This window comes from Burkholderia sp. FL-7-2-10-S1-D7, assembly GCF_001524185.1.
GTDB lineage: Bacteria > Pseudomonadota > Gammaproteobacteria > Burkholderiales > Burkholderiaceae > Burkholderia > Burkholderia diffusa.
The window spans coordinates 89,198-110,622 of sequence record NZ_LOWY01000022.1; the positions used below are offsets into that span (position 1 = coordinate 89,198).

A 21,425-nucleotide genomic window follows, 5' to 3' on the forward strand; every position below is an offset into this window, starting at 1 on the left:
GGGGTGGCTGCCGGGTTACGGTGCATTACAGTTCCCTTGCGTCGTAACCCGCAGTAACCCTTTCGTTTCTTTGATACGTTCTTCGACTCCGCGCTCGCGCGGTAAACTTCGAGCCATGACTACCCAGATCCTCATCGTCGACGACGACCAAGAACTCCGTGACCTGCTGCGCGACTATCTCGTGCGCCAGGGGATGGAAGTGTCCGTGCTGCACGACGCGGCGACGCTCGAGAAGCGTCTCGAGCGAGAGCGGCCCGACCTGATCGTGCTGGACCTGATGATGCCCGGCGTGGACGGCCTGACCGCGCTGCGCCAGCTGCGCGCGGCCGGCGACGACATCCCCGTGATCATGCTGACGGCGCGCGCGGACGACGTCGACCGCATCGTCGGGCTCGAACTCGGCGCGGACGACTACCTCGGCAAGCCGTTCAACCCGCGCGAGCTGCTCGCGCGCGTGCAGGCCGTGCTGCGCCGCCGCCGGGCGACGCCGTCGGCGGCGGCGCCCGAGCAGCGCGAGCCGTTCGCGTTCGGCCGCTTCGTGCTCGACTTCCAGGCGCGCACGCTGTCGGTCGACGGCAAGCCGGCGACGCTGTCGAGCAGCGAATTCGCGCTGCTGAAGATCTTCGTGAACCACTCGCTGCGCACGCTCACGCGCGAGCGGTTGCTCGAGCTGCTGCACGGGCCCGAGTACGACGGCACCGACCGCGGCATCGACGTCCAGGTGTGGCGCCTGCGCCGCATCCTGGAAACGGATCCGTCGACGCCGCGCTTCATCCAGACGGTCCGCGGGCGCGGCTACGTGTTCGTGCCCGACGGCGAGGCCCATGCGCAAACCCATTGATTCACTGTTCGGACGGCTGGCGCTGCTGGTCGTCGGCGTGCTGCTCCTGTCGCACTTCGCGTGGTTCTTCGCGATGCGCCTCGAGCGCAGCCAGATGCAGACGCGTTACGCGGTCGAGGAGGCCGCCTTCCTCGTCGACGCCGTGCGCCAGCACGTCGAGCGCACGCCTGACCAGCCGCTGCCGTCACGGGTGCGGCTGGTGTCGCCGGACAGTCCCGACGTGCCGACGAGCGCAGGCTCGGAGCTGCCGGCGCCGCTCAAGCGTTTCCGCGACGACGTGAGCGAGCGCATGCCGGCCGGCACTCGGGTCGAGATCGGCGCGCCGGGCCATCCGCCGGTGCTGTGGGTCAAGGAACCGACCGACCGCAACTGGATCGTGGTGCCAGTGCAGCCGCTGCGCCCGCCGCGCTCGCTCGACCGGATGCTGCTGTGGCTCGGCACGATCTTCTCGGCAGGCGTGATCGCCGCGCTGTTCGCGGCCTGGCAACTGCAGCAGCCGCTGCGCTCGCTGGCGCGCGCGGTCGCGCGCTTCGGCCGAGGCCAGCCGGTGCCGCCGCTGCGCGAGCGCGGCCCGCGCGAGCTGCGCCAGCTCACGCGCGGCTTCAACCAGATGGTGGAACAGGTGTCGCAGGCCGAGAGCGATCGCGCGGTGATGCTGGCCGGCGTCGCGCACGACCTGCGTACGCCGCTCGCGCGGATGCGCCTGCGCGCGGAAATGATGGACGACGCGCGGCTGCGCGACGGTGTGGTGCGCGATGTCGACTCGATGTCGCACATCGTCGACCAGTTCCTCGTGTTCGCGCACGGCGGGGCGGACCGCAGCGAGCCCGTGCCGGTCGACCAGACCTGCGAGCGGATCGCGCGCAGCTATCGCGCGGTCGCACCGAACGCGCCGACGGTCCAGACGCGTCTGGCCGCCGACGAAGGTTTCCGCCTGCCGACCGCGACGCTCGACCGGATCCTCTCGAACCTGCTGGACAATGCGCATGCGTACGGCGCGCCACCCGTGCTCGTGGAGACGGCGCGTACGCCGACGGGTTACGTGCTGTCGGTCAGCGACAGCGGCGGCGGGATCGCGCCGCGCGACCTCGCGGCCGCGACGCGGCCGTTCGTGCGGCTCGACCCCGCGCGCGGCGGCAATGGCCACAGCGGGCTCGGGCTCGCGATCGTCGAGCGGCTGGTGCTGAGGCTGGGCGGGGCGTGCGAGATCGGCAATCGTCCCGAGGGCGGCCTGCGCGTGGCGATGACGTTCCCGTTCGACGCGGTGCCGAAGGACGAACTGCACGCCCAGGCCGCATAAGCGGCGGATGCGGCGGATGCGGCGCCTGCCGGGCAGGCGCCGCGCGGCATCATTCGCCGAACAGCGTGCCGAGCGTCTCGGCGGCGTTGCTGTCGATGGTGTTGTAGGTCACGCTCGTGGCCTCGAAGATATAGACGGTCGTGTAGCGGCCAAGGCGCTCCAGAATCTCCTCCTGCAGCGATTCCGGCACGATGTTCATGTTCAGGTACCATGCCGTCGACGACAGCCGCGTCTGGAACGACCCATACTCCTGCATCAGCTCGTAGAACGCATCGGCATCCTGATCGCGGCAGACGATCACCAAGTTTCCTGCCATTCCCTTCCTCCCGCTGGTCGGTCGATCCCTGGCGGCTGTGGTCAACACCGACGCCAGGGGGCTAGCCCCGATCATACCTGCTTCGCCGCAATCGTCCGCTGACGTCCGGCATGGTTTGCGTCCGCGTGCGGTTGGCGGGTTCCCGGCCGGCCCAGATCACGGCATAATTCGGGGCCTGCATGCCGGCCGGAGGACCGCGGTCGGGCTGCTCTGTATCCCACGCCTGTCGTTCGCCCGCGTGCCGGGCACGATCCGTGCGCCGTTCGCGCGTCGCGCGGCGCCGCGCCGGCCCCGGACGGTTGAACCTGAAATACAGGTTGGTGTAGTGTCGTGCCGTCGCGGCCCGACTCGTCGCGCCGGGAGCGCAGCCTGCACGCACGGCGCCTCGCGCCGGCGTCAGATCGTGAATCAATCGAATTACCGCGTCGAATTACCGCGCCCGTGCGCTTTGCCATGAATCAACATCGTCTGCCGGCTTCGTTCGGCCTTACCGGGGAGGGCGCCTGATGGACGTCGGATTCTTCAATCCGAACCGGACCGCAAACGCGTCCGCGTGGCGCGTTCTGCCGAACCGGTGGGACTTCATCGCGTTCCCGCTGATCATCTGCCTGATCGCGATGGCGGTCGTCGGCTTTCATGAAACGATGGCGCCGATCGGGACCCTTCAGACCCAGAAGATCTCGCTCGATCCGTCGAACCTGCCCGAATACGCGTTGCGCACCACGCTGCGGATGCTCGCCGCGATGGTCGCGTCGCTCGCGTTCACGCTGATCTACGGCACGCTCGCCGCGAAAAGCCGCCGCGCCGGCATGGTGCTGATCCCGATCCTCGACATCCTGCAGTCGGTGCCGGTGCTCGGCTTCATCTCGTTTACGGTGACGTTCTTCCTCGCGCTGTTCCCGAGCCGCGTGCTCGGCGCCGAACTGGCCGCGATCTTCGCGATCTTCACGAGCCAGGCGTGGAACATGACGTTCAGCTTCTACCAGTCGCTGCGCACGGTGCCGCGCGATCTGGACGAAGTGTCGCGCGGCTTCCACCTGACGTCGTGGCAGCGCTTCTGGAAGCTCGAGGTGCCGTTCTCGATGCCGGGGCTGATCTGGAACATGATGATGTCGATGTCGGGCGGCTGGTTCTTCGTCGTCGCATCGGAGGCCATCACCGTCGGCAACCAGACCATCACGCTGCCCGGGATCGGCGCATATCTCGCCCAGGCGATCTCGGACAAGAACCTCGGTGCGATCGGTTGGGTGATCTTGACGATGACGGTGGTGATCCTGGCCTATGACCAGTTCCTGTTCCGCCCGCTGATCGCATGGGCCGACAAGTTCCGGATGGAGAACACCGCGTCGGGCGACGCGCCGCAATCCTGGCTGCTCGACCTCGTGCGCCGTACGCGCCTGATCCATCAACTGCTCGTGCCGGCCGGCTGGTTCTTCGCGAAGGCCGCGCGGATTCCGCTGCGTCTGCCGCTGTCGGGCGCGATGCGCTTCGCGCTGCCCAAGGTCGAGAAGCAGGCGTCGCGCACGGTCGACATCGTGTGGGCGGGGTTCTTGCTGCTCGGCACGGCCTATATCGTGTGGCGTGTCGTCAGCTTCGTGTTGACCGGCGTGACGATGGCCGAAGTCGGCCACGTGATCGTGCTCGGGCTCATCACACTGCTGCGCGTGGTCGTGCTGATCTCGATCGCGTCCGTGATCTGGGTACCTGTCGGCGTGTGGGTCGGGCTGCGCCCGAAACTCGCCGAGAAGCTGCAGCCGCTCGCGCAGTTCCTGGCCGCGTTCCCGGCGAACCTGCTGTTCCCGGTGTTCGTGATCGTGATCGCGCGCTTCCATCTGAACCCCGATATCTGGCTGTCGCCGCTGATCGTGCTCGGCACGCAGTGGTATATCCTGTTCAACGTGATCGCGGGCGCGACGTCCTATCCGAACGACTATCGCGAAGCCGCGACGAACTTCCGGATCCGCGGCTGGCAGTGGTGGCGCCAGGCGATCCTGCCCGGCATCTTTCCGTATTACGTGACCGGCGCGATCACCGCATCGGGCGGCGCGTGGAACGCGAGCATCGTGTCGGAAGCGGTGCAGTGGGGCACGACCAGGATCGAGGCGCACGGCCTCGGCGCATATATCGCGCAGACCACCGCCGCCGGCGACTTCCCGAAGATCATCCTGGGCATCGCCGTGATGTCCTTGTTCGTTACCCTGTTCAACCGCCTGCTGTGGCGCCCGCTGTATGCCTTCGCCGAAGCGAAGCTGCGGCTCGACTGAGACCGATTGAGAGCGAAACGCGATGCACAATCCGAATGCTATAAACGCCCCCGTCCAGACGTCCCAGCCGCCGCGCCTCGGTGAGGAAATCCTGCGCGTGGATCACGTCTGCCGCGGCTTCAACAAGACGCAGGGCGAACTGCTCGTGCTCGACGACGCAAACCTGTCGCTGCGCGAAGGCGAGATCGTCGGGCTGCTCGGCCGCTCCGGCTCGGGCAAGTCCACGCTGCTGCGGATCATCGCGGGGCTGATCGAGCCGACCGGCGGTGAAGTGACCTACCTCGGCAAGCCGCTGACCGGCCCGGCCGAAGGCGTCGCGATGGTGTTCCAGACCTTCGCGCTGTTCCCGTGGCTCACCGTGCTGCAGAACGTGGAAGCCGGGCTGGAAGCGCTCGGCGTCGGCGCACGCGAGCGGCGCGAACGCGCGCTCGCCGCGATCGACCTGATCGGTCTCGACGGCTTCGAGAACGCCTACCCGCGTGAGCTGTCGGGCGGCATGCGTCAGCGCGTGGGCTTCGCGCGTGCGCTCGTGGTCGACCCGACGATCCTGCTGATGGACGAGCCGTTCTCGGCACTCGACGTGCTGACGGCCGAAACGCTGCGTACCGACCTGCTCGACCTGTGGACGCAAGGCCGGATGCCGATCAAGTCGGTGCTGATCGTCACGCACAACATCGAGGAAGCGGTGTTCATGTGCGACCGGATTCTCGTGCTGTCGTCGAACCCGGGCCGCGTGATCGCCGAGATCAAGGTGCCGTTCAAGCATCCGCGCAACCGCCTCGACCCGGCCTTCCGCAAGCTCGTCGACGACATCTACGCGAAGATGACCGCGCGCCAGACCGGCGAGGCGACGAAGAAGGGGCTCGAGCTCGGCAGCTGGCTGCCGCAGGTTTCAACCAACCTGATGGCCGGTCTGATCGAGACGCTCGCAATGGCGCCGTATCACGGTCGCGCCGACATGCCGGAAATCGCGCGCACGCTGCATCTGGAGGTCGACGACCTGTTCCCGATCGCTGAAGTGCTGCAGTACCTCGGCTTCGCCGACGTGCGCGAAGGGGACGTGTTCCTGACGCCGCCGGGGCGCGTGTTCGCGGAATTCGGCACGCAGGAGCGCAAGCTGATGTTCGCGGATCATCTGCTGAAGCACGTGCCGCTCGCCGCGCGGATCAAGAAGGTGTTGAACGAGCGCCCCGGCCATCGCGCGCCGCGCGTGCGCTTCGAACAGGAGTTGGAGGATTTCCTGTCGGACGGCGCGGCCGAGGAAACCCTCGACGCGGTGATCGACTGGGGTCGTTACGGCGAGATCTTCTCGTACAACGACCAGACCGAAATCTTCAGTCTCGAAGACGTCGAGTCCTGATGCGGTCGGGGCGATTCCGGTGCATCCACCGGAATCGTCCGGATGCTTGCTGCGGCGGGAGTCGGCCGCAGCGGGCCAAGAGCCTGCGGCCTGATCCTGGCGTCCGCAACGGGCGCCGGGTCATGGACACCTGATTGTCTGATCGTGCCCCTGCGGCGGGCGCTGCGGATGGCATTCGCCGAGGATGTCACACCCGGTTTCACTTTTCGACGGCAACGCTTCGTTCACTTCCGACGTCGTCCTTCCCTTCACCACGCGTTGAATGCCTTCGGCATCGGTGCGGCGCGCTTCGACCGGCGCGCGATCGCACCCGTCCTTCAGCAATAAGTATTGGGGATCGATCAGCCGATCGATCGGGCTGCTTTCGGCGCCGAAAATTAGATGCTGACAAGTGGTTATGAATTTCCCTACGGTTTGATATATTTGGCGCCACCAAGGCGGCTGAGAGCGCCTTGAAGGTGAGATGGCGTCCGTATTGCGGCGGGTCCGCCCGACAAAAAAGAACGAGGTTAATGATGAGTTTCGCAGCAAACGGAACCCCCGACGGGATGGGAGGGGGCGGTGCGGCTTTGGCCGGCGGTTTGAGCAACCTGGGTTCGCTTGCCGGCATGGCGGGCCAACTGGGGGCGCTGGCCGGCATGCCGGGCGCGGGGCTGCTGGGCGGTGCCGCGAGCGCGGTGCAACTGGCGCAAACCGGCTTATCGCTGATGGGCAAGGCCCCGGAGTCGATCGCCGAGGCCATCAACAGCCTGACGGGTGCGCTTCCGCGCCTGACCCAGGACAATCGCTTCATCACGATCGAAACGCCACTCGGCCCGGACGTGCTGCTGGTCAGTGCGGCGATCATCGACGAACACGTCAATCAGCTAACCGAAACACATCTCGACCTGCTTTCCCATCGCAACAATATCGAACCGCAGGAAATCGTCGGGCAGCGGGTCAAGATCACGCTCCAGCCCCAGAGCCGCAATTTCAGTCTGACGCGCGTCGTGACGTCGGCGGCGGATACCGAGACGAAGCGATATTTCGACGGTTACGTTGCGTCGTTCGGCCGCGTCGGGAAATCGGGTTCGGTGACCCGCTACGAAATGTCGGTCGTGCCGTGGTTCTGGTTTCTCACCCGCTCGACCGATTGCCGGATCTTCCAGAACCAGACGCCGCAGGACATCCTGAGCGACATTTTCCGCGAGATGGGTTTTTCGGATTTCGAGTTCGCGATGCAGGGCGAACGTCCGAAGCTCGAATACATCGTCATGTACGACGAGTCGTACTACAGTTTCTGCTCGCGCCTAATGGAGCAGGAAGGGCTGATCTGGACGATCCGTTACGAAGAGGACAAGCACATCCTCGTGATCGGCGATACCAACGCGGTGTTCCAGCCGATTCCGAACCTGAAGACCATTCCGTACGAAGTCAACAGCGCGGCCAGCGAGCAGAACGGCATCGATCGATGGGACGAGGCATTCAGTTTCCGGGTCGGCAAGATCACGTACCGGGATTTCAACTACAACCAGCCGTCGTCGCAACTGATGCATGTCGAGGTGCCGACCGTCAATCTGAAGCACCCGAACATCCAGACGACGGAGCGTTATCAGTTCCATTCGCTGTATGACCACGGCGACGACGGGCAGCGTTACGCGTGCTACGCGATGGAAGCGGAAGAAGCGCTCGCGCATCGTTTCAACGGCGCCGGTCATGCGCACGGGATGACGACGAGCGGGCGCTTCACGCTGGTCAATCACGGCACGTCCGCCTACAACAACAAGGATTTCGTGATTCTTCGCGTTCGTCACCAGGTCGCGAACGACTATACCCAGCAGACCTCCAAACTGCCGTACCACAACACGTTTACGTGCCTGCCGATCGACATTCCGTTCAGGCCGGAGCGGCGTACGCCCAAGCCGCACATGCAGGGCACGCAATCCGCGATCGTGGTCGGGCCGAAGGGCGAGGAAATTCACACCGACGGCAGCCGGGTCAAGCTCCATTTCCTGTGGGACCGGCGCGGCAAGCTCGACGGTTCCGATTCGATGTGGGTGCGCGTATCGCAACCATGGGCAGGCAAGGGATGGGGGGGCTCGGCGATTCCGCGGATCGGCCAGGAGGTGCTCGTCTCGTTCAATCAGGGCGATCCGGACAACCCCATCGTCGTCGGCCGTGTGTTCAATGGCGAATCGGGCAACCCGTATCACGGCAGCGGCGGCCAAACGATGGGGATGCGCAGTCAGACGCACAAGGGCGAGGGCTTCAACGAACTGCGATTCTCGGACGTGAACGGCGCCCAGGAAGTCTTTCTGCATGCGCAGAAGGACATGAAGACGATCGTCAAGGACAGCGAGTCTCACACGGTCGAATCCGGTGCGCGGAACGTGTCGGTGCTCAAAGGCGACGAGAGCAAGCATGTCGCAGAAGGCAGCCTGTCGGAAAAGATCGCGAAAGCGCGCTTCACGACGGCCAACACCGTTGGCGTGCAAGCGCTGGCTGGCGACGCCGGACCAGGCAAGCAGAGCTATCAGGCGACGGACGAGATCGAGCATCGGGTCGGCGCGAGCATCGTGACGCTGAAGCCGGACAGCATCAAGTTGTCCCACGGCGCTTCGAGCATCCTGATCAATCAGAGCGGCATTTTCCTCGATGGTCCGGTGATCCATCTGAACCAGGGGCTTTTCGTCACGCCCGAGCAGGCGATGGCGATCGAGTGGGCTAATCAGCAGGCGGTCATCGCGGCGGGTCTCGCGTCAGCCGATCCGAAGGTGCAGGCCGCGGCACGCAAGCTTCAGGCGACGGTGAAGGCGCAGCAACTGGCCAAGCTGGCGGAAGCGGTATACACGCCGGGGACGGCGCCGCCGGGATGGAAGAACGTGTCGAACGATCCTGACGCGCTGAAGAAGTTCGGCATGAGGCCGCAAGATCTGAAGATCCCCGGCAGCAATTTCGGCGCGCAGGTCTACGCACCCGATCCTGCGGTGTTCGGCGACAGCATGAAGCCGACGCTGGCATTCAAGGGCACGCAGCCGACGGTCAAGGAGGACTGGTCGAACAACCTCAGCCAGGGGCTGGGCGACAATTCGCCGTACTACGATCGCGCCGTGACCCTCGGCAAGAAAATCTACGGCTCCGGAAATGCGGGCGGCCTCGACCTCACCGGCCATTCGCTCGGCGGCGGGTTGGCGTCGGCTGCATCGCAGGCGAGCGGCGCTGGCGCGACCACCTTCAACGCGGCAGGCCTCAATCCTGAAACGTTGCCGCTGTACGGCGCCACGCCGCGGGCCTCGTCGATCACGAACTATCGCGTCGACGGCGACATCCTGACGGGCTCGCAGGAAGGCGGGCTCGGCCCGATCAGCGATGTGACGTCCCACCTGATGCCCAAGGCCGTCGGCGAGCAGATCACCATTCCGGGCACCAGCGTGACGACGGTCCAGCGGCACATGATGGGGCAGGTGACGAGCGGATTGAATACGACCGTCGCGGAGCAGCAATCGTCGCTGCTCAGTCAACTTCAGGGACATTGATGAAATACAGCAAGGTCATTGCCGCGGGCGCGGTTGTCGCGGTAATCGGTTTGTCGTCGCCGTTCTGGTGGCCGACTCAAGCACAGGAAACAAAAATGGCAGACTTCAAACGTTATCCGCCCGAAGATTTTTTCACGGGACAGCAACTCGAGCTGGCGCGTGCCATTCGCGACGGGAATCTGGAGCAGGTCAAGGCGCTCGCGCCGCATACCGATCTCGCTGCGCTGGGCAACACGAAGGCGAGCCTGTTGTCGTTCGCAGTGCAGGAAGCCGTGCCGGTGAAGACGGATGCCGCCAACGTGCGCCTTCAGATCGTCAGCGAACTGGTGCGGGACGGCGCGAAGCCCGAACAACCGTTCGGCGAGAATGGCGCGAACGTCGCATATCTGGCCGCGCGGGCCGACACGCCGAACCTGCTCAAAGCGTTGCTCGCCGGCGGCATGAATCCGGATCTCAAGTACGACGGCGATACACCGCTGCTCTTCGCCACGTGCAAGGACACGCTGTTGCCGCAAATGCGCGTACTGGTCGAGCACAAGGCGAACGTCAATGTGCGGGATTCGATGAAAGAAACCGCGCTTTTCGAAGCGACGCGCCTGCGGCAATGGGACGTCGTCGATTATCTGCTCGCGCACGGCGCCGATCCGTCGGTGAAGAACGACAACGGCCTCGCGTACGCGAAGGTCCTCGGCGACGAACTGCAACAGACGCCGAAAGGTTCGCCGCAGCAGGGCCGCATCGAAGCCATTCACAAGCGTCTGGTCGCGGCTGGCGTGCAGTAACGTTGCCCCGTGACGGTTGCGTCGGCTGCGGCCGTGCAGCCGGCGAACAGTTTCAATCCGGCACCTGCCCCGACGGGCCGGCCGAACCGAGAAGAGCATGTCCGAATATCAGATGAACGATGCCGTCATTCAGTTGCCGGCGCACTTCAAAGACAAGACGATTCACCTGTTTACGGTCGATGAAACGGGTAGCGGTAGTAGCGGATTCACTTTCGTGGTTTCGCGCGCGCCGATGGAGCCGGACGACACGGTCGATACGTTCGTGACGCGGCTGGTCTCGGAGATGCGCAAGTCGCTGCCGCGTTTCGAATTGAAGCATCTGGAAAACCGGGAAATCGACGGCGAAACCGCCCGTGAAATCGACTATCGCTGGGTGTCGGAAGGCGCGCCGCTGCATCAACGCCAGACGGTCGTGATGTCGCCGAAGGCGGGGCGCGAACGCGTGGCGATCAGTTTCATCGGCACTTGTCCGAAGTCGTTTACCGAAGAGAAGAGCAAGGAATACAAGAGCCTGCTCGCGAGTGTCGTGCTCGCCCGGCCCGATCGGGCAGCCTTCGTGCCGATTGCGCTCGGCCAGGACGAGGCCGGCATCGTGTTCGTGCTGCACGAGCCGAGCGCGACGCTGTACGCGCTCACGGGCATGGCCGAACTGTATCGGCATGACGTCACGGAAATGTTCGACGACACCGCATTCTTCGGCTCGGGCGGCGAACCGCTGGTGCTGCAGCCGGCCCCGGACGGGCAATCGGCGTGGCGCGCGAAGGACGGCCGTCAATTCGCGCTGTGGACGGTGGATTTGCGCGAGCACGCATCGCTGAGCGATCGACTTGGCGGTGTGACGTCGGTGAAGGGCATGACCGGCATGCAGAGCGTCGAGGCCGTGCGTGCTTACCTGAGCGCGGTTGCGAACGCGGGCTGACGGGGAGCGGGCGTGGATACATTACTGGCGGCTGCGCGGTTGGGCGATCCTATCGCGCATACGGCATCCAAGGGATGGATGATCGCCGGGCTGATCGCGGGTGCAGTAATCGGCGCCGTCGCGGTGGTCGCGACGGGCGGTGCTGCGTTGACGATCGTCGCTGCAATCGCGGCGGGCGCTGCTGCGGGCGGCGGTCTCGGCGAAGTGCTGGGCACGATGTCATGGGCGCCGCGGCATGTCACTGGAAGTCTCATAAAGGGTTCGCCCAACGTCTTCATCAACAGTCGCGCGGCGATGCGGGCCATCCTGAGCGTGGGCCTGTGCAGCGATCACGCGGGCCCGCCGCAGGTGGTCGCGCAGGGTTCGTCGACGGTCTTCATCAACAGCCGGCCGGCGAGCCGCAAGGAAGACCGGATGATGTGCGGCGCGTTGATCAACGACGGATCGCCGAACGTGTTCATCGGCGGCCCGGCGGTCGGGGAGTTCAATCCCGAGATTCCGGCTTGGGTCAACTGGACGATGCTGGCAGTCGGCGTGGCGGCGACCGCCGTGCTCGCCGGGCCGGCGATCGCGATTCTGGGCGCGGCCGGCGGGTTCGTCGGCGGGGAAGTCGGTTCATGGGTCGGCGGCAAGGTGTTTGGAGAAGGGTCGGACGGGCAGAAGTGGTCGATGCTTGGCGGCAGCCTCCTGGGAGGGGCTGGCGCGGCAAAGGGAGCCGGGCTCGTTGGCGGTGCGAAGGGCGCCGGGTCCGTTGCGGGCGAAATCTCTGCCGGGGAAGCCGCCGCCGACGCGCTTGCCGGCACGCTGCCCAAGGCCGGCGCGACGAGTCCTTTCGATTACGTGGTCGATTCGATGCCGGCGGACCTCGTCAGCAATCCAAAGGGTGTCTACGGGTACACGCCGGTAGAAGGATCCGAGTTTGCGGCGCCCAAGTGGCCGGTCGACTGGACGAATGCGGAGCAAGTTGCCAATGCCCGGAACGTGCGGCTCGAATACCATCAGGGCCTGGCCGACGAGAGTGCATGGGTATCCGACATGCGCGCCAGCGGCGCCAGCGAAGAAAGTATTGGGCGGCAGATCGTCGACATGCGCAATCAAACCCGGATGTCGAAATACGCCGAGGACAAGCTGCCGATGTTGTATGAGCGCAATATGGCGAAATACGGAAACAAGTACGGTCCGACGTATGAAGCATTGCTTCAGAAATATGGTAGCCCGGAGGGGGTGATTGCCGCGGGGACACGCAGCAACCCTACAATGGACATTCTTACTGGCATCGCGAAGGTTGGAAAATGATGAAGAACGTGCAACTCGGCGTGATCAATCGCCCGTCGAGCTTCGTCGAGCTGAATCTGGAGACAGGCGTGTTTTCCGCGCTGGTCGGAGACGGTTACGTGGCGCGGGGGAATTACATCTCTGTCGAGGGCCAGGACGTTGCTGTCTTCGCGGCGGATCGGCAGCTGTATCTTCAATGGAACAAAAAGCGCTGGAACTTCGCGGATCTCGGACACAACGTCAAGTACGAACACGACTTCCACCGCGGGATGACGACTTTTTCCATTGATGGCGATGCGATTCAGTATCCCGCCTGGTGGGTTGGCGATGAAACATTCGATCCGAATCTGCCAGAGCTCGATGAAGACGAGGATCACTTCGCCTATATCGCAAGCCTCGCCAAAAACAAGGAATTGCAGAGATCCCTGATCGATGTCTGGAGTCGCTAGGCGCGCGCCCGGCCCATTTTGTGTCGCCCTGGATTACAACCCGGACGATGCGCTGTCCGCGAAGATCAAGGAACGCGTGGCGCAGCTTCGCACGCGTCTGTAACCACGAAAGTACGCAGAACGACACGGACGCCACGCACGATGCGCGGCGCATCGCCCCGTTACTGCAAATTCCCCCAGCGGTCGACGGCCGGTTCGGCCGACGCCCACTTCCAGTGCGTGCCTTGCTGGCACGCATTCGCGAAATACCAGTCGGCCTTGTCGCCGTCCTTCACCGAGAACGCGAATTCCTTGCACAGCGCGAGCGCTGTCGAGTACGCACGCGTGACGCGCACCTCGCCTTCGCCGTTTTCGAGCGGCAGCGTGTTCTTCACCTTCCACGGCTTCACCTCGCCGACGGCCAGGCTGCCTGCCGCCTTCGCGATCGCGTCCTGCTGATTCTGATGGAGCTGCTTCATCGTGCGGTTGACGGCCTCGTCGGTCGCCGCCTGCACGGCGATCCCGACGCCGACACCGACCGCCGGATTCGCGGTGACGAGGCCCGTCGCCGCGCCGGCGAGCGCGCCGCTCGCCGCGCCGACCGAGCCGCAGCCCGACAGCGCGGCGCTGGCCGCGCACAGGACGCCGATCGCCGCGATACGAATCGCGACGCTCATTGCAGCGCGCCCCAGCGTTCGGTCGCGGGTTCGGCCGACGCCCATTTCCACACAGGGCCGTCGCGGCAGATCGTGGCCACGTAGAACGCCGATTCGGCGGCCTTGTCGGCCTTCGCGGGCGTGTCGACCGCGAACACGATTTCCTTGCAGTCGAGCGGGCCGATGCTGATCATCCGGCTGACCGTCACGCGGCCCTGTTCGTCGTCCTCGATCGGGAAAGAATGGTGCGTCGCCCACGGCGCGACGCCCCCGACGTCGAGCGGGCCGGCCGCTTTCGCGATCTGCTCCTGCGTGTAGCGGTGCGCGACCCGCTGCGTGTACTGGACGCCCGCACGCGCGCCGGCGACGGCGCCGAGGCCGATACCCGTCGCGACGGCGGCGTTGTTGGTGACCTTGGAAGCAATCGCGGCGCCCGCGATACCGGCACCGGCTGTCGCGCCTTCGCTGTACAGCGAGTTGCAGCCGGACAGCAGTGCGGCCGTGGCGATCGCGGCCAGCACGATGCGCGCCGGCATGGCCCGACGCGGCGGTTCGAAACGAATCTTCATCCCTGAGTGCAAGTCCTGTCTGGGTGAGCGGCGACGCATGCGCGCCCCCATGCCGCGTCATTGTTTCGCAATTGTCATAGGAAAACTGCAAAGCTTTGACAAATCACCGGGCGGCGGCTCGCGCGTACGCGCGGCGCTATTGTCGGACAGTCCGCTGAGCAGGGGTCGAAACGTTACAAATTGAAGGTAATTGTTACCGTGGCATGCGAGCAAGCCACCTAGACTGTTTTGCTATGGAATGTTTCTACGACGGCTCCGAGCCGCGTTGCATATGAGACACCCAGCCATGCGCCGTTCGAAACGGTTTTCTCCCCGGCCGCCCGATTCGGGTGTCGAGCGCCCGCGTCCGCAGACCGATGCGCCGGCCGGCGCGCCCGACGCGACGCCGTCCGACGGCGATCACAACCAGGGCGGCGCACGTCCTGAAGGGCTCGACTATCAACGCGATCTCGGCCAGGAGCAGGACGCTTGATGCCGTCGCCGTTGCATTCCGCCGCCGCATTTCCTTGCGCTCGTTGTTGCATCGCTCACATCTGAATCGCCGCGCGACCGCCTTCGGGCCGTCGCGTCCGCCTTGGCGCGCGCCGCGCGTCATCCCATCGAATCGAGGAGGGGAAGCCGCATGAGCAGATTGATCGTGGTATCGAACCGTGTCGCCGCCGGCGAGGACACGCGCCCGAGCGCAGGCGGCCTCGCGGTCGGCGTGATGGACGCGCTGAAGGAAACCGGTGGCGTCTGGTTCGGCTGGAACGGCGAGATCGTCGGTACGCCCGACGCCGCACCCGCCATCCAGCGGGACGGCAACGTCACGTATGCGACGCTCGGGCTCACCCGGCGCGACTACGATCAGTACTACCGCGGCTTCTCGAACGCGACGCTGTGGCCGGTGTTTCACTACCGCGGCGATCTCGCGCGCTTCGACCGGCAGGAGTACGCGGGCTATCTGCGCGTGAACGCGATGCTCGCGAAGCAGCTCGCCGCGCTGCTGCGGCCCGACGACCTGATCTGGGTGCACGACTATCACCTGCTGCCGTTCGCGCATTGCCTGCGCGAACTTGGCGTGAAGAACCCGATCGGCTTCTTTCTGCACATTCCGTTTCCGTCGCCCGACATGCTGCGCGTCGTGCCGCCGCACGAGGAGCTCGTGAAGTTCATGTGCGCGTACGACATCGCGGGTTTCCAGACCGATGCCGACAAGCAGGCGTTTACCGACTACATCGAGCGGCGCGGCGTCGGTGCGGCGAGCGACGACGGGATGCTGCATGCGCACGGCCGCGTCGTGAAGGTCGCCGCCTATCCGATCGGCGTGCATCCGGATGCGATCGCCGAGGCAGCCGTCCAGTACGGCTCGCGCAAGCCGGTGAAGATGCTGAGCGATGCGCTCGCCGGCCGCAAGCTCGTGATGAGCGTCGACCGGCTCGACTATTCGAAGGGGCTCGTCGAACGCTTCCAGTCGTTCGAGCGGATGCTCGCCAACGCGCCGGGCTGGCAGGGGCGCGTGTCGCTCGTGCAGATCGCGCCGCCGACGCGTTCCGACGTGCAGACCTACCAGCGCATTCGCGAAATGCTCGAAGGCGAGGCCGGCCGCATCAACGGCCGCTTCTCGCAGCTCGACTGGACGCCGATCCAGTACCTGAACCGCAAGTACGAGCGCAATCTGCTTATGGCGTTCTTCCGGATGTCGCAGGTCGGCTACGTGACGCCGTTGCGCGACGGGATGAATCTCGTCGCCAAGGAGTACGTCGCATCGCAGGATCCGGCCGATCCGGGCGTGCTCGTGCTGTCGGAGTTCGCGGGCGCGGCGGCCGAGCTGACCGGTGCGCTGCTCGTCAATCCTTACGACGTGTCGCAGATGGCCGACGCGCTCGAGCGCGCGCTGTCGATGCCGCTCGCGGAGCGGCAGGCGCGTCACGAGGAGAACCTCGCGCGGCTGCGCGAGAACAACCTGTCGGTCTGGCGCGATACGTTCGTCGCCGACCTGCGCAGCGTCGCGGCGGTCGCGTCGGTCACGCAGCGCGCGGGCCGGCGAGCCGCGCATGTCTGAGCGCGTGGAGGAGGGCGGCGCGCAGGATGTGTCCGCCCGCTTCTTCGTCGTGACAGGCGGCCCCGGCTGCCGTGCGTGAGCTGAAGGCGCGCGTGCGCTTCGTGATGGACGCGCTCGACGCCGCGTGACCGGCGCTCGCCGCGCACGCGGCGGCGTCAGGTTGCCGCGTCGGGGCGCGGCGACGCGATGCGCAGCATGCTGACCACCGCGGCGAGCGCCGCGAACACCGTGGCGACATAGAGCGCGATCGTCGGCCCACGGTCGGGCGCCAGCCCGAAAATCAGTGCGACGAGCGCGGCACCGAGCGTCTGGCCCGTCAGGCGCGCCGTGCTCAGCATCCCACCCGCGCCGCCGCTGCGCTCGCGCGGCGCCGACGACAGCATCGCTCGATTGTTCGGCGACTGGAACAGCCCGAAACCCGCGCCGCACAGCGCCATCCGCCACACGATGTCGACGGTGCCAGGATGCGCGCCGATCGTCGCGAGCGACAGTAGCCCGGCCGCGAACAGCGCAAGTCCGATTCCGCCGAGGATGCCGGCCGAGTAGCGATCCGACAGCACGCCGGCGAGCGGCGCGGCGAATACGATCACGAGCGGCCAGGGCGTCATGTAGAGGCCGGTTTCGACCTGCGAGAAACCGAGCGAATGCTGCAGCCAGAACGGCAGCGCGACGAACGCGAGCATCTGCGACGTGAACGACGCAACCGACGTGCAGATCGACAGCGCGAACATCGGGATGCGCATCAGGTCGACCGGTAGCAGCGGCGCCGGCTGCGACAGCTGTCGCTTCACGAAGAAGTAGCCGACGGCGAACGCGATCGCCAGTTCGGCCGCGACGTACGCGTGGCTTTCGCCGTGACCGAGCCCGTCGACGGCCATGATCAGCAGGCCGAACACGCACGCGTTCATCAGCGCGCTCGGGAAGTCGTACGGTGCGTCGTGCAGCGGGTTGGCCGGCAATGCACGGAGGCTGCCGAACACCGCGGCGATGCCGATCGGCACGTTGACCGCGAACAGCCAGGGCCACGACGCGAACGACAGGATCGCCGATGCGACCGTCGGGCCGATCGCCGACGACAGCGCGACCACCATCGCATTGATCGACAGCCCGCGCCCGAGCATCGACGACGGGTAGATCATCCGCACGAGCGCCGCGTTCACGCTCATGATGCCGGCTGCACCGAACCCCTGTATCACGCGCATCACGGCGAGCATGGGCAGCGAGCCGGCGAGCGCGCAGCCGAGCGACGCCGCGGTGAAGAGCCCGAGCCCGGCGATGTAGATGCGGCGATAGCCGACGCGTTCGCCGAGCGACGCGAGCGGCAGCAGCGTGATCGTGACCGCGAGCTGGTACGCGTTGACGATCCAGATCGATGCGGCATCGGACGCGTGCAGGTCGCGCGCGATCGTCGGCAGCGCGACGTTCGCGATGGCGCCGTCGAGCACGGCGAGCGTGATGCCCAATGCGACGCAGACGATTGCCCAGTAGCGTTGCGGAAGCGGCAGGCCGGTATCGGCGTTCATGACGGGAGCGAAGGCGTGATTGGCCGCGTGCCCGGATGCCGGTTGCGTGCGCAACCATGCTCGCGGGCGGAGGCGGTGGTGAACGGCCCGGTCAGCCTGGCGGCGCCGGAGCGGGACCGGTCGAGTGTATCACCGGGCCGCGTCGAGCGACGCCGCCGCCGGCCGGCGGCCGGTGCGTGCACTCAGCCTTCGAAGTCGAGGCCGCCGAGCCGCACGAGCGGCGCGGCCTGCGTGCGCGACACGAGATCGATGTCGCGCGCGCCCTGCCATGCGCTCAGCTTCCTCGGCAGCGCGCTCAGGTAGTGCTCGAATCGCGCGGGCCCGTCGGGTCCCATCAGTCGTTCGATCTCGTCGGTGTCCCAGGTCAGTTCGAGGTTCAGCGGATGCGCGAAGCCGCTCACGTGCTCGTGCGGCGCGCTGCGGATCTGCACGCGCGTCGGTTGTCCGTGCCCGCCGTACGGGACGACGTCGGTCAGCACGTGATCGGCGAAGTAGGCGGCGATCGCCTGCGCAATGCGCGGCGCGAATTCGGTATCGAAACGGCGGGCGGTTTCGGGCTGCATGAAGGTGTCTCCTGTGTGCCGAAAATCGTAGCACGGCCGTGCCGCGTTTCGGTGTGCGCGATACGCGTAATGGCGCGTTACCACTTGCTGCATCTATTACGGCCGCGCGCAGCCACAATGCATCGCATCCAGTACCACTTCGCGTGGGAGTCCATCATGAAAAGAATTGCCGCAGTATGTGTCCTCGCCGGTTCGCTCGCCGTGGCGGGCCCGGCGTCCGCGCATGGTCGCGACGGGGGCGCCATCATCGGCGCGCTGATCGGCGGCGCGGTGCTCGGCGCGATCGTGACATCGGCGATGAATCCGCCCGTCGCGTACCAGGCGCCCGTGTATCAGGCACCGGCCTATCAGCCGCCGACGTACTACCAGGCCCCGGCTTACCAGCAGCCGGCTTATCCGACCTATCAGCAGGCGCAGTACCAGGACGACGGCCAGGACTATTGCTACGACCGCTATCAGCGCCCGTACGTGTGCGGCGCGCCGGTGTCGGGCGGCTATGCGCGGCCGGCCGGCTGGTAAGCGGGCTTGTGATCGGGCCGGTGATTGGGCCGGTGATTGGGCTCGTCTCCGCGTGGCCGGTGCCGATTGAGTGAATCGCCGGTACGCAGGAAGACAAAAGGAAAGGCCCTCGTGCGATGCGAGGGCCTTCGTCATTTCTCGGGTGTCGGCTTTGGGGCGCCAGACGGCAGCCGAGCGAAGCCGCGTGCGGATACAAACGGTTGCAATTGGATCCGCGGGATCAGTGACGATGGCCGCCGTCGCCGCGTCCGCCGCCGCCTTCGTTCCAGTCGCCGCGACGTCCGCCGCCGCGTCCCCAGCCGCCATGGTCCCCACGATCGCCACGATCGCGATCCCAGCGGCGGTAGTCGCGGTGTCCGCGATCCCAGTCGCGTCCGCCGCCGCCACCCCAGATATTGACCGTGCCATAGACGGGGGATGCCCCGTAGGCCGGCCCGTATGCGTAGCCGGGATCGGAATAGTAGGTCTGTCCGTAGCCGTAGCCATATCCGGCGTCCGGACCGACGACGCACCCGGCCAGCAACGTGGCGACGCCGGCGGCGGCAATGAGCTTCAGCATGATGTTCTCCGTTGGTTCCCCTATAAGTACCGCGCGCGGGGATTGCCGGCTGTTTGCAATTGTGTCGCCAAATTACAGCCTCGTAAGGTCGCGCGATGAAAGTGTTAGCATCGGGGCCTATTTTGTTTTTCAGGAGCACATCGATGAAATTCGCGATCCGGGCCGCCCTGGCCGCCCTTTGCGTGACGACCGCCGCCGCCTGCGCGGCGGGGCCCGCATCGGCGCCCGCCGTGCCGGCCGAATCGATCAAGATGTTCCCGCAGCCGGCGGCTGGCCAGCAGCGCGCGGTGATCGCGTTGCCCGCGCTCGAGAACGAAGGCGATGCGCGTGTCGAGCTGATGATCGGCAAGATGCTGCAGACCGACTGCAACCAGCAATGGTTCGGCGGCGAGTTGACCGCAGAGGACGTGAAGGGCTGGGGCTATACGTACTACCGGCTGACCGACGTGAAGGGGCCGGCGTCGACGCTGATGGCCTGCCCGGGCCAGGCGCCGCAGCAGCGCTTCGTGCAAGTGCGCGGTGACGGCCAGCTGCTGCGCTACAACAGCCGCCTGCCGCTCGTCGTGTACGTGCCGGACGGTTTCGACGTGCGCTACCGCGTGTGGCATGCGTCGAAGGACGTGCAGCACGCCGTCACGCAGTAACGCACCGACCGCCGCGGTCATGCGGGGCGCTTGCCGCTGCATGGCCGCCCGGTCTCGCGGGTTTCTCTCCCGAGCCCGTCGCTATCCGCCGCTCGCATCCGCGAGTGCCGGCCATGCGGCCAGCGCGATTTGCGCGACCGCCTCCAGATCGCGACGGCTCGCGCCGCAGCGCGTCTGAATCGCCATCCCCTGTTGGACCGTCACGGAGTAGTGCGCGATCGCATCGAAGTTCGCGTGCGCGGCGAGCTCGCCGGTTACCACGCCTTCGCCAAGCCGCGTGCGTAATGCGCCGACCGTCTGCTTGCGCATCGCGATCAGCGTTTGCCGTACCGCACCGCCGAACGCAGGCGCTTGCGCACGATCTCGGCGCGCGCGGCATCACGGTCAATCTCGTGCATCCGGGGGCGACCGATACGACATGAATCCGGCCGACGGTGAGCACGCCGCCGCACAACGTTCGCGGATGGCGCTTCCGCAGTGCGGCACGGCCGAGGATGTGGTGGCGCTCGTCGCGTTAGTCGTCGAGCTGGAAGGGCAGGTCGATCAACGGGACGGAGTTGGCGGCCGACGGCGGCGCGAATGCGTAAGGGGCAATGGCCGATGCGACCTGATCGGACGGAGTGACGTTGACTACGGGCAGCCGAGCTGCCGATGCTCGACCTCCAGATCGGCTCGTTTGTCGTAAGCACGCAGCTCGTTGCGCGGCTTGCCGTCCGGGCCGATGCCGCGCACGACCTTGTGGCCGCGGTCCGGCGCATGTTTGACGGCATCGATGCCGGCGGCCAGTTCGCTGCAGCGAGCAACGGGCGACGCGCGTTCCGGCCGGTGTGTTGCCGCATCCGCGACGTTGGCGACGCCCGGGCTGACGTATCGCTGCTTCGGCGTCGCGATGCCGGTCGCGCTTGCGACATCGGCGGCATTCGCCGTGCAGATCAGCGCCGAAGACATGGCTAGGGCCGCGAGTGTTTGAGTCATGGTCGAGGTCCGGGGGGGCGATGAAGTTTCGGGATTCTACGTAATCTACGGTGCATGTCGATTGCGCAAGGTCCAGGTGCGATCGCATGTCGCATGTTGTCGTGATGACGCGGCGATGAATGCAAGAGGATAACGAACTATTTAACAGGTGAAATGCGGAATTCATTTACAAAGTGATCAAGCGTACTTACGATGACGCCAATTTGGGCTAGCGGAACTTCGTATGCGTACAGTCGATCGGGCGACGTTTGCCGCGCTCTGCCTTTGTCTTGCCGCATGTGGCGGCGGTGACGACAACGCTGCGGCAGGCGTGCAGACCGTTGCGGGCACATCGACATCGTCTGGCGCAACGGCTTCATCGACGAATTCCGGC

The 21,425-nt window shown here is 65.9% G+C and carries 20 protein-coding genes and 2 pseudogenes; 14 read left to right on the forward strand and 8 right to left on the reverse strand.

Going from position 1 to position 21,425, the window contains the following annotated elements:
- Nucleotides 1-115 precede the first annotated feature (115 nt).
- Complete coding sequence (locus tag WS75_RS10855) at nucleotides 116-841, forward strand: response regulator (protein ID WP_059680478.1); 726 nt, start codon at nucleotides 116-118, stop codon at nucleotides 839-841.
- The gene (locus tag WS75_RS10860; RefSeq protein WP_059680479.1) at nucleotides 825-2,141 is read left to right on the forward strand and encodes an ATP-binding protein; all 1,317 of its coding nucleotides are present in this window, start codon (nucleotides 825-827) and stop codon (nucleotides 2,139-2,141) included. The genes WS75_RS10855 and WS75_RS10860 overlap by 17 nt, the downstream gene beginning before the upstream one ends.
- Nucleotides 2,142-2,190: 49 nt before the next feature.
- On the opposite strand, the gene WS75_RS10865 is transcribed toward WS75_RS10860, so the two are convergent.
- A complete protein-coding gene (locus tag WS75_RS10865) occupies nucleotides 2,191-2,457 on the reverse strand; it encodes a double-stranded DNA-specific endonuclease (RefSeq protein WP_014896379.1) in 267 nt (88 codons plus the stop codon).
- Between the two features lie 506 nt (nucleotides 2,458-2,963).
- Here WS75_RS10865 and WS75_RS10870 point away from each other — a divergent pair.
- The 7 genes from WS75_RS10870 (at nucleotide 2,964) to WS75_RS10905 (ending at nucleotide 13,021) form a co-directional block, all read left to right on the forward strand.
- Nucleotides 2,964-4,721: an ABC transporter permease gene (locus tag WS75_RS10870; protein WP_059680480.1), complete on the forward strand. Its 1,758-nt coding sequence runs from the start codon at nucleotides 2,964-2,966 to the stop codon at nucleotides 4,719-4,721.
- Nucleotides 4,722-4,743: 22 nt separating this feature from the next.
- Complete coding sequence (locus WS75_RS10875) at nucleotides 4,744-6,081, forward strand: ABC transporter ATP-binding protein (RefSeq protein ID WP_059680481.1); 1,338 nt, start codon at nucleotides 4,744-4,746, stop codon at nucleotides 6,079-6,081.
- Between the two features lie 515 nt (nucleotides 6,082-6,596).
- Nucleotides 6,597-9,596, forward strand: coding sequence for a type VI secretion system Vgr family protein (tssI, locus tag WS75_RS10885; protein WP_059680628.1), 3,000 nt, complete (start codon nucleotides 6,597-6,599; stop codon nucleotides 9,594-9,596).
- Between the two features lie 95 nt (nucleotides 9,597-9,691).
- Entirely contained in the window at nucleotides 9,692-10,378 is a 687-nt protein-coding gene (locus tag WS75_RS10890; protein WP_257129355.1) for an ankyrin repeat domain-containing protein, read from the forward strand.
- A 97-nt stretch (nucleotides 10,379-10,475) separates the two neighbouring features.
- Nucleotides 10,476-11,297: a DcrB-related protein gene (locus tag WS75_RS10895; protein WP_059680484.1), complete on the forward strand. Its 822-nt coding sequence runs from the start codon at nucleotides 10,476-10,478 to the stop codon at nucleotides 11,295-11,297.
- 12 nt (nucleotides 11,298-11,309) lie between these two features.
- Nucleotides 11,310-12,593, forward strand: a complete 1,284-nt coding sequence (locus WS75_RS31875) for a PAAR domain-containing protein (protein ID WP_218919268.1) — start codon at nucleotides 11,310-11,312, stop codon at nucleotides 12,591-12,593.
- Entirely contained in the window at nucleotides 12,590-13,021 is a 432-nt protein-coding gene (locus WS75_RS10905) for a hypothetical protein (RefSeq protein ID WP_059680485.1), read from the forward strand. Before WS75_RS31875 ends, WS75_RS10905 begins: the two co-directional genes overlap by 4 nt.
- Before the next feature lie 161 nt (nucleotides 13,022-13,182).
- On the opposite strand, the gene WS75_RS10910 is transcribed toward WS75_RS10905, so the two are convergent.
- Nucleotides 13,183-13,677 (reverse strand): hypothetical protein, encoded by a 495-nt coding sequence (locus WS75_RS10910; protein WP_059680486.1) that lies wholly within the window; start codon nucleotides 13,675-13,677, stop codon nucleotides 13,183-13,185.
- Entirely contained in the window at nucleotides 13,674-14,225 is a 552-nt protein-coding gene (locus tag WS75_RS10915; protein ID WP_059680487.1) for a hypothetical protein, read from the reverse strand. Before WS75_RS10915 ends, WS75_RS10910 begins: the two co-directional genes overlap by 4 nt.
- A 286-nt stretch (nucleotides 14,226-14,511) precedes the next feature.
- Between WS75_RS10915 and WS75_RS10920 the strand changes: the two genes are divergently transcribed.
- A complete protein-coding gene (locus tag WS75_RS10920; protein ID WP_059680488.1) occupies nucleotides 14,512-14,697 on the forward strand; it encodes a hypothetical protein in 186 nt (61 codons plus the stop codon).
- A gap of 150 nt (nucleotides 14,698-14,847) precedes the next feature.
- Nucleotides 14,848-16,269 carry an alpha,alpha-trehalose-phosphate synthase (UDP-forming) gene (otsA, locus tag WS75_RS10925; RefSeq protein WP_059680489.1) on the forward strand — a complete coding sequence of 474 codons (1,422 nt, stop codon included), beginning with the start codon at nucleotides 14,848-14,850 and terminating at the stop codon, nucleotides 16,267-16,269.
- 155 nt (nucleotides 16,270-16,424) lie between these two features.
- Here otsA and WS75_RS10930 read toward each other — a convergent pair whose 3' ends face one another.
- Together WS75_RS10930 and WS75_RS10935 are read right to left on the reverse strand one after the other, a co-directional pair.
- Nucleotides 16,425-17,792, reverse strand: coding sequence for an MFS transporter (locus tag WS75_RS10930; RefSeq protein WP_059680490.1), 1,368 nt, complete (start codon nucleotides 17,790-17,792; stop codon nucleotides 16,425-16,427).
- Nucleotides 17,793-17,974: 182 nt separating this feature from the next.
- Nucleotides 17,975-18,355, reverse strand: a complete 381-nt coding sequence (locus tag WS75_RS10935) for a DUF5594 family protein (RefSeq protein ID WP_059680491.1) — start codon at nucleotides 18,353-18,355, stop codon at nucleotides 17,975-17,977.
- A gap of 117 nt (nucleotides 18,356-18,472) precedes the next feature.
- Here WS75_RS10935 and WS75_RS10940 point away from each other — a divergent pair, with 117 nt between their 5' ends.
- On the forward strand, nucleotides 18,473-18,874 hold the full coding sequence (locus WS75_RS10940) for a hypothetical protein (protein WP_059680492.1): 402 nt from the start codon (nucleotides 18,473-18,475) through the stop codon (nucleotides 18,872-18,874).
- A gap of 220 nt (nucleotides 18,875-19,094) precedes the next feature.
- Here WS75_RS10940 and WS75_RS10945 read toward each other — a convergent pair whose 3' ends face one another.
- Nucleotides 19,095-19,433: a hypothetical protein gene (locus WS75_RS10945; RefSeq protein ID WP_059680493.1), complete on the reverse strand. Its 339-nt coding sequence runs from the start codon at nucleotides 19,431-19,433 to the stop codon at nucleotides 19,095-19,097.
- 143 nt (nucleotides 19,434-19,576) lie between these two features.
- Here WS75_RS10945 and eco point away from each other — a divergent pair, with 143 nt between their 5' ends.
- A complete protein-coding gene (gene eco, locus WS75_RS10950) occupies nucleotides 19,577-20,077 on the forward strand; it encodes a serine protease inhibitor ecotin (protein ID WP_059680494.1) in 501 nt (166 codons plus the stop codon).
- A gap of 81 nt (nucleotides 20,078-20,158) precedes the next feature.
- Here the strand turns inward: eco and WS75_RS10955 are convergent.
- A pseudogene (locus WS75_RS10955) lies at nucleotides 20,159-20,407 on the reverse strand (TetR/AcrR family transcriptional regulator); the annotation flags it as partial.
- Nucleotides 20,408-20,418: 11 nt separating this feature from the next.
- Here WS75_RS10955 and WS75_RS34910 point away from each other — a divergent pair.
- Nucleotides 20,419-20,664 (forward strand): annotated as a pseudogene (locus WS75_RS34910) (SDR family oxidoreductase); the annotation flags it as partial.
- A 43-nt stretch (nucleotides 20,665-20,707) separates the two neighbouring features.
- Here WS75_RS34910 and WS75_RS10960 read toward each other — a convergent pair.
- A complete protein-coding gene (locus tag WS75_RS10960) occupies nucleotides 20,708-21,052 on the reverse strand; it encodes a hypothetical protein (RefSeq protein WP_059680495.1) in 345 nt (114 codons plus the stop codon).
- Nucleotides 21,053-21,425: the final 373 nt, after the last annotated feature.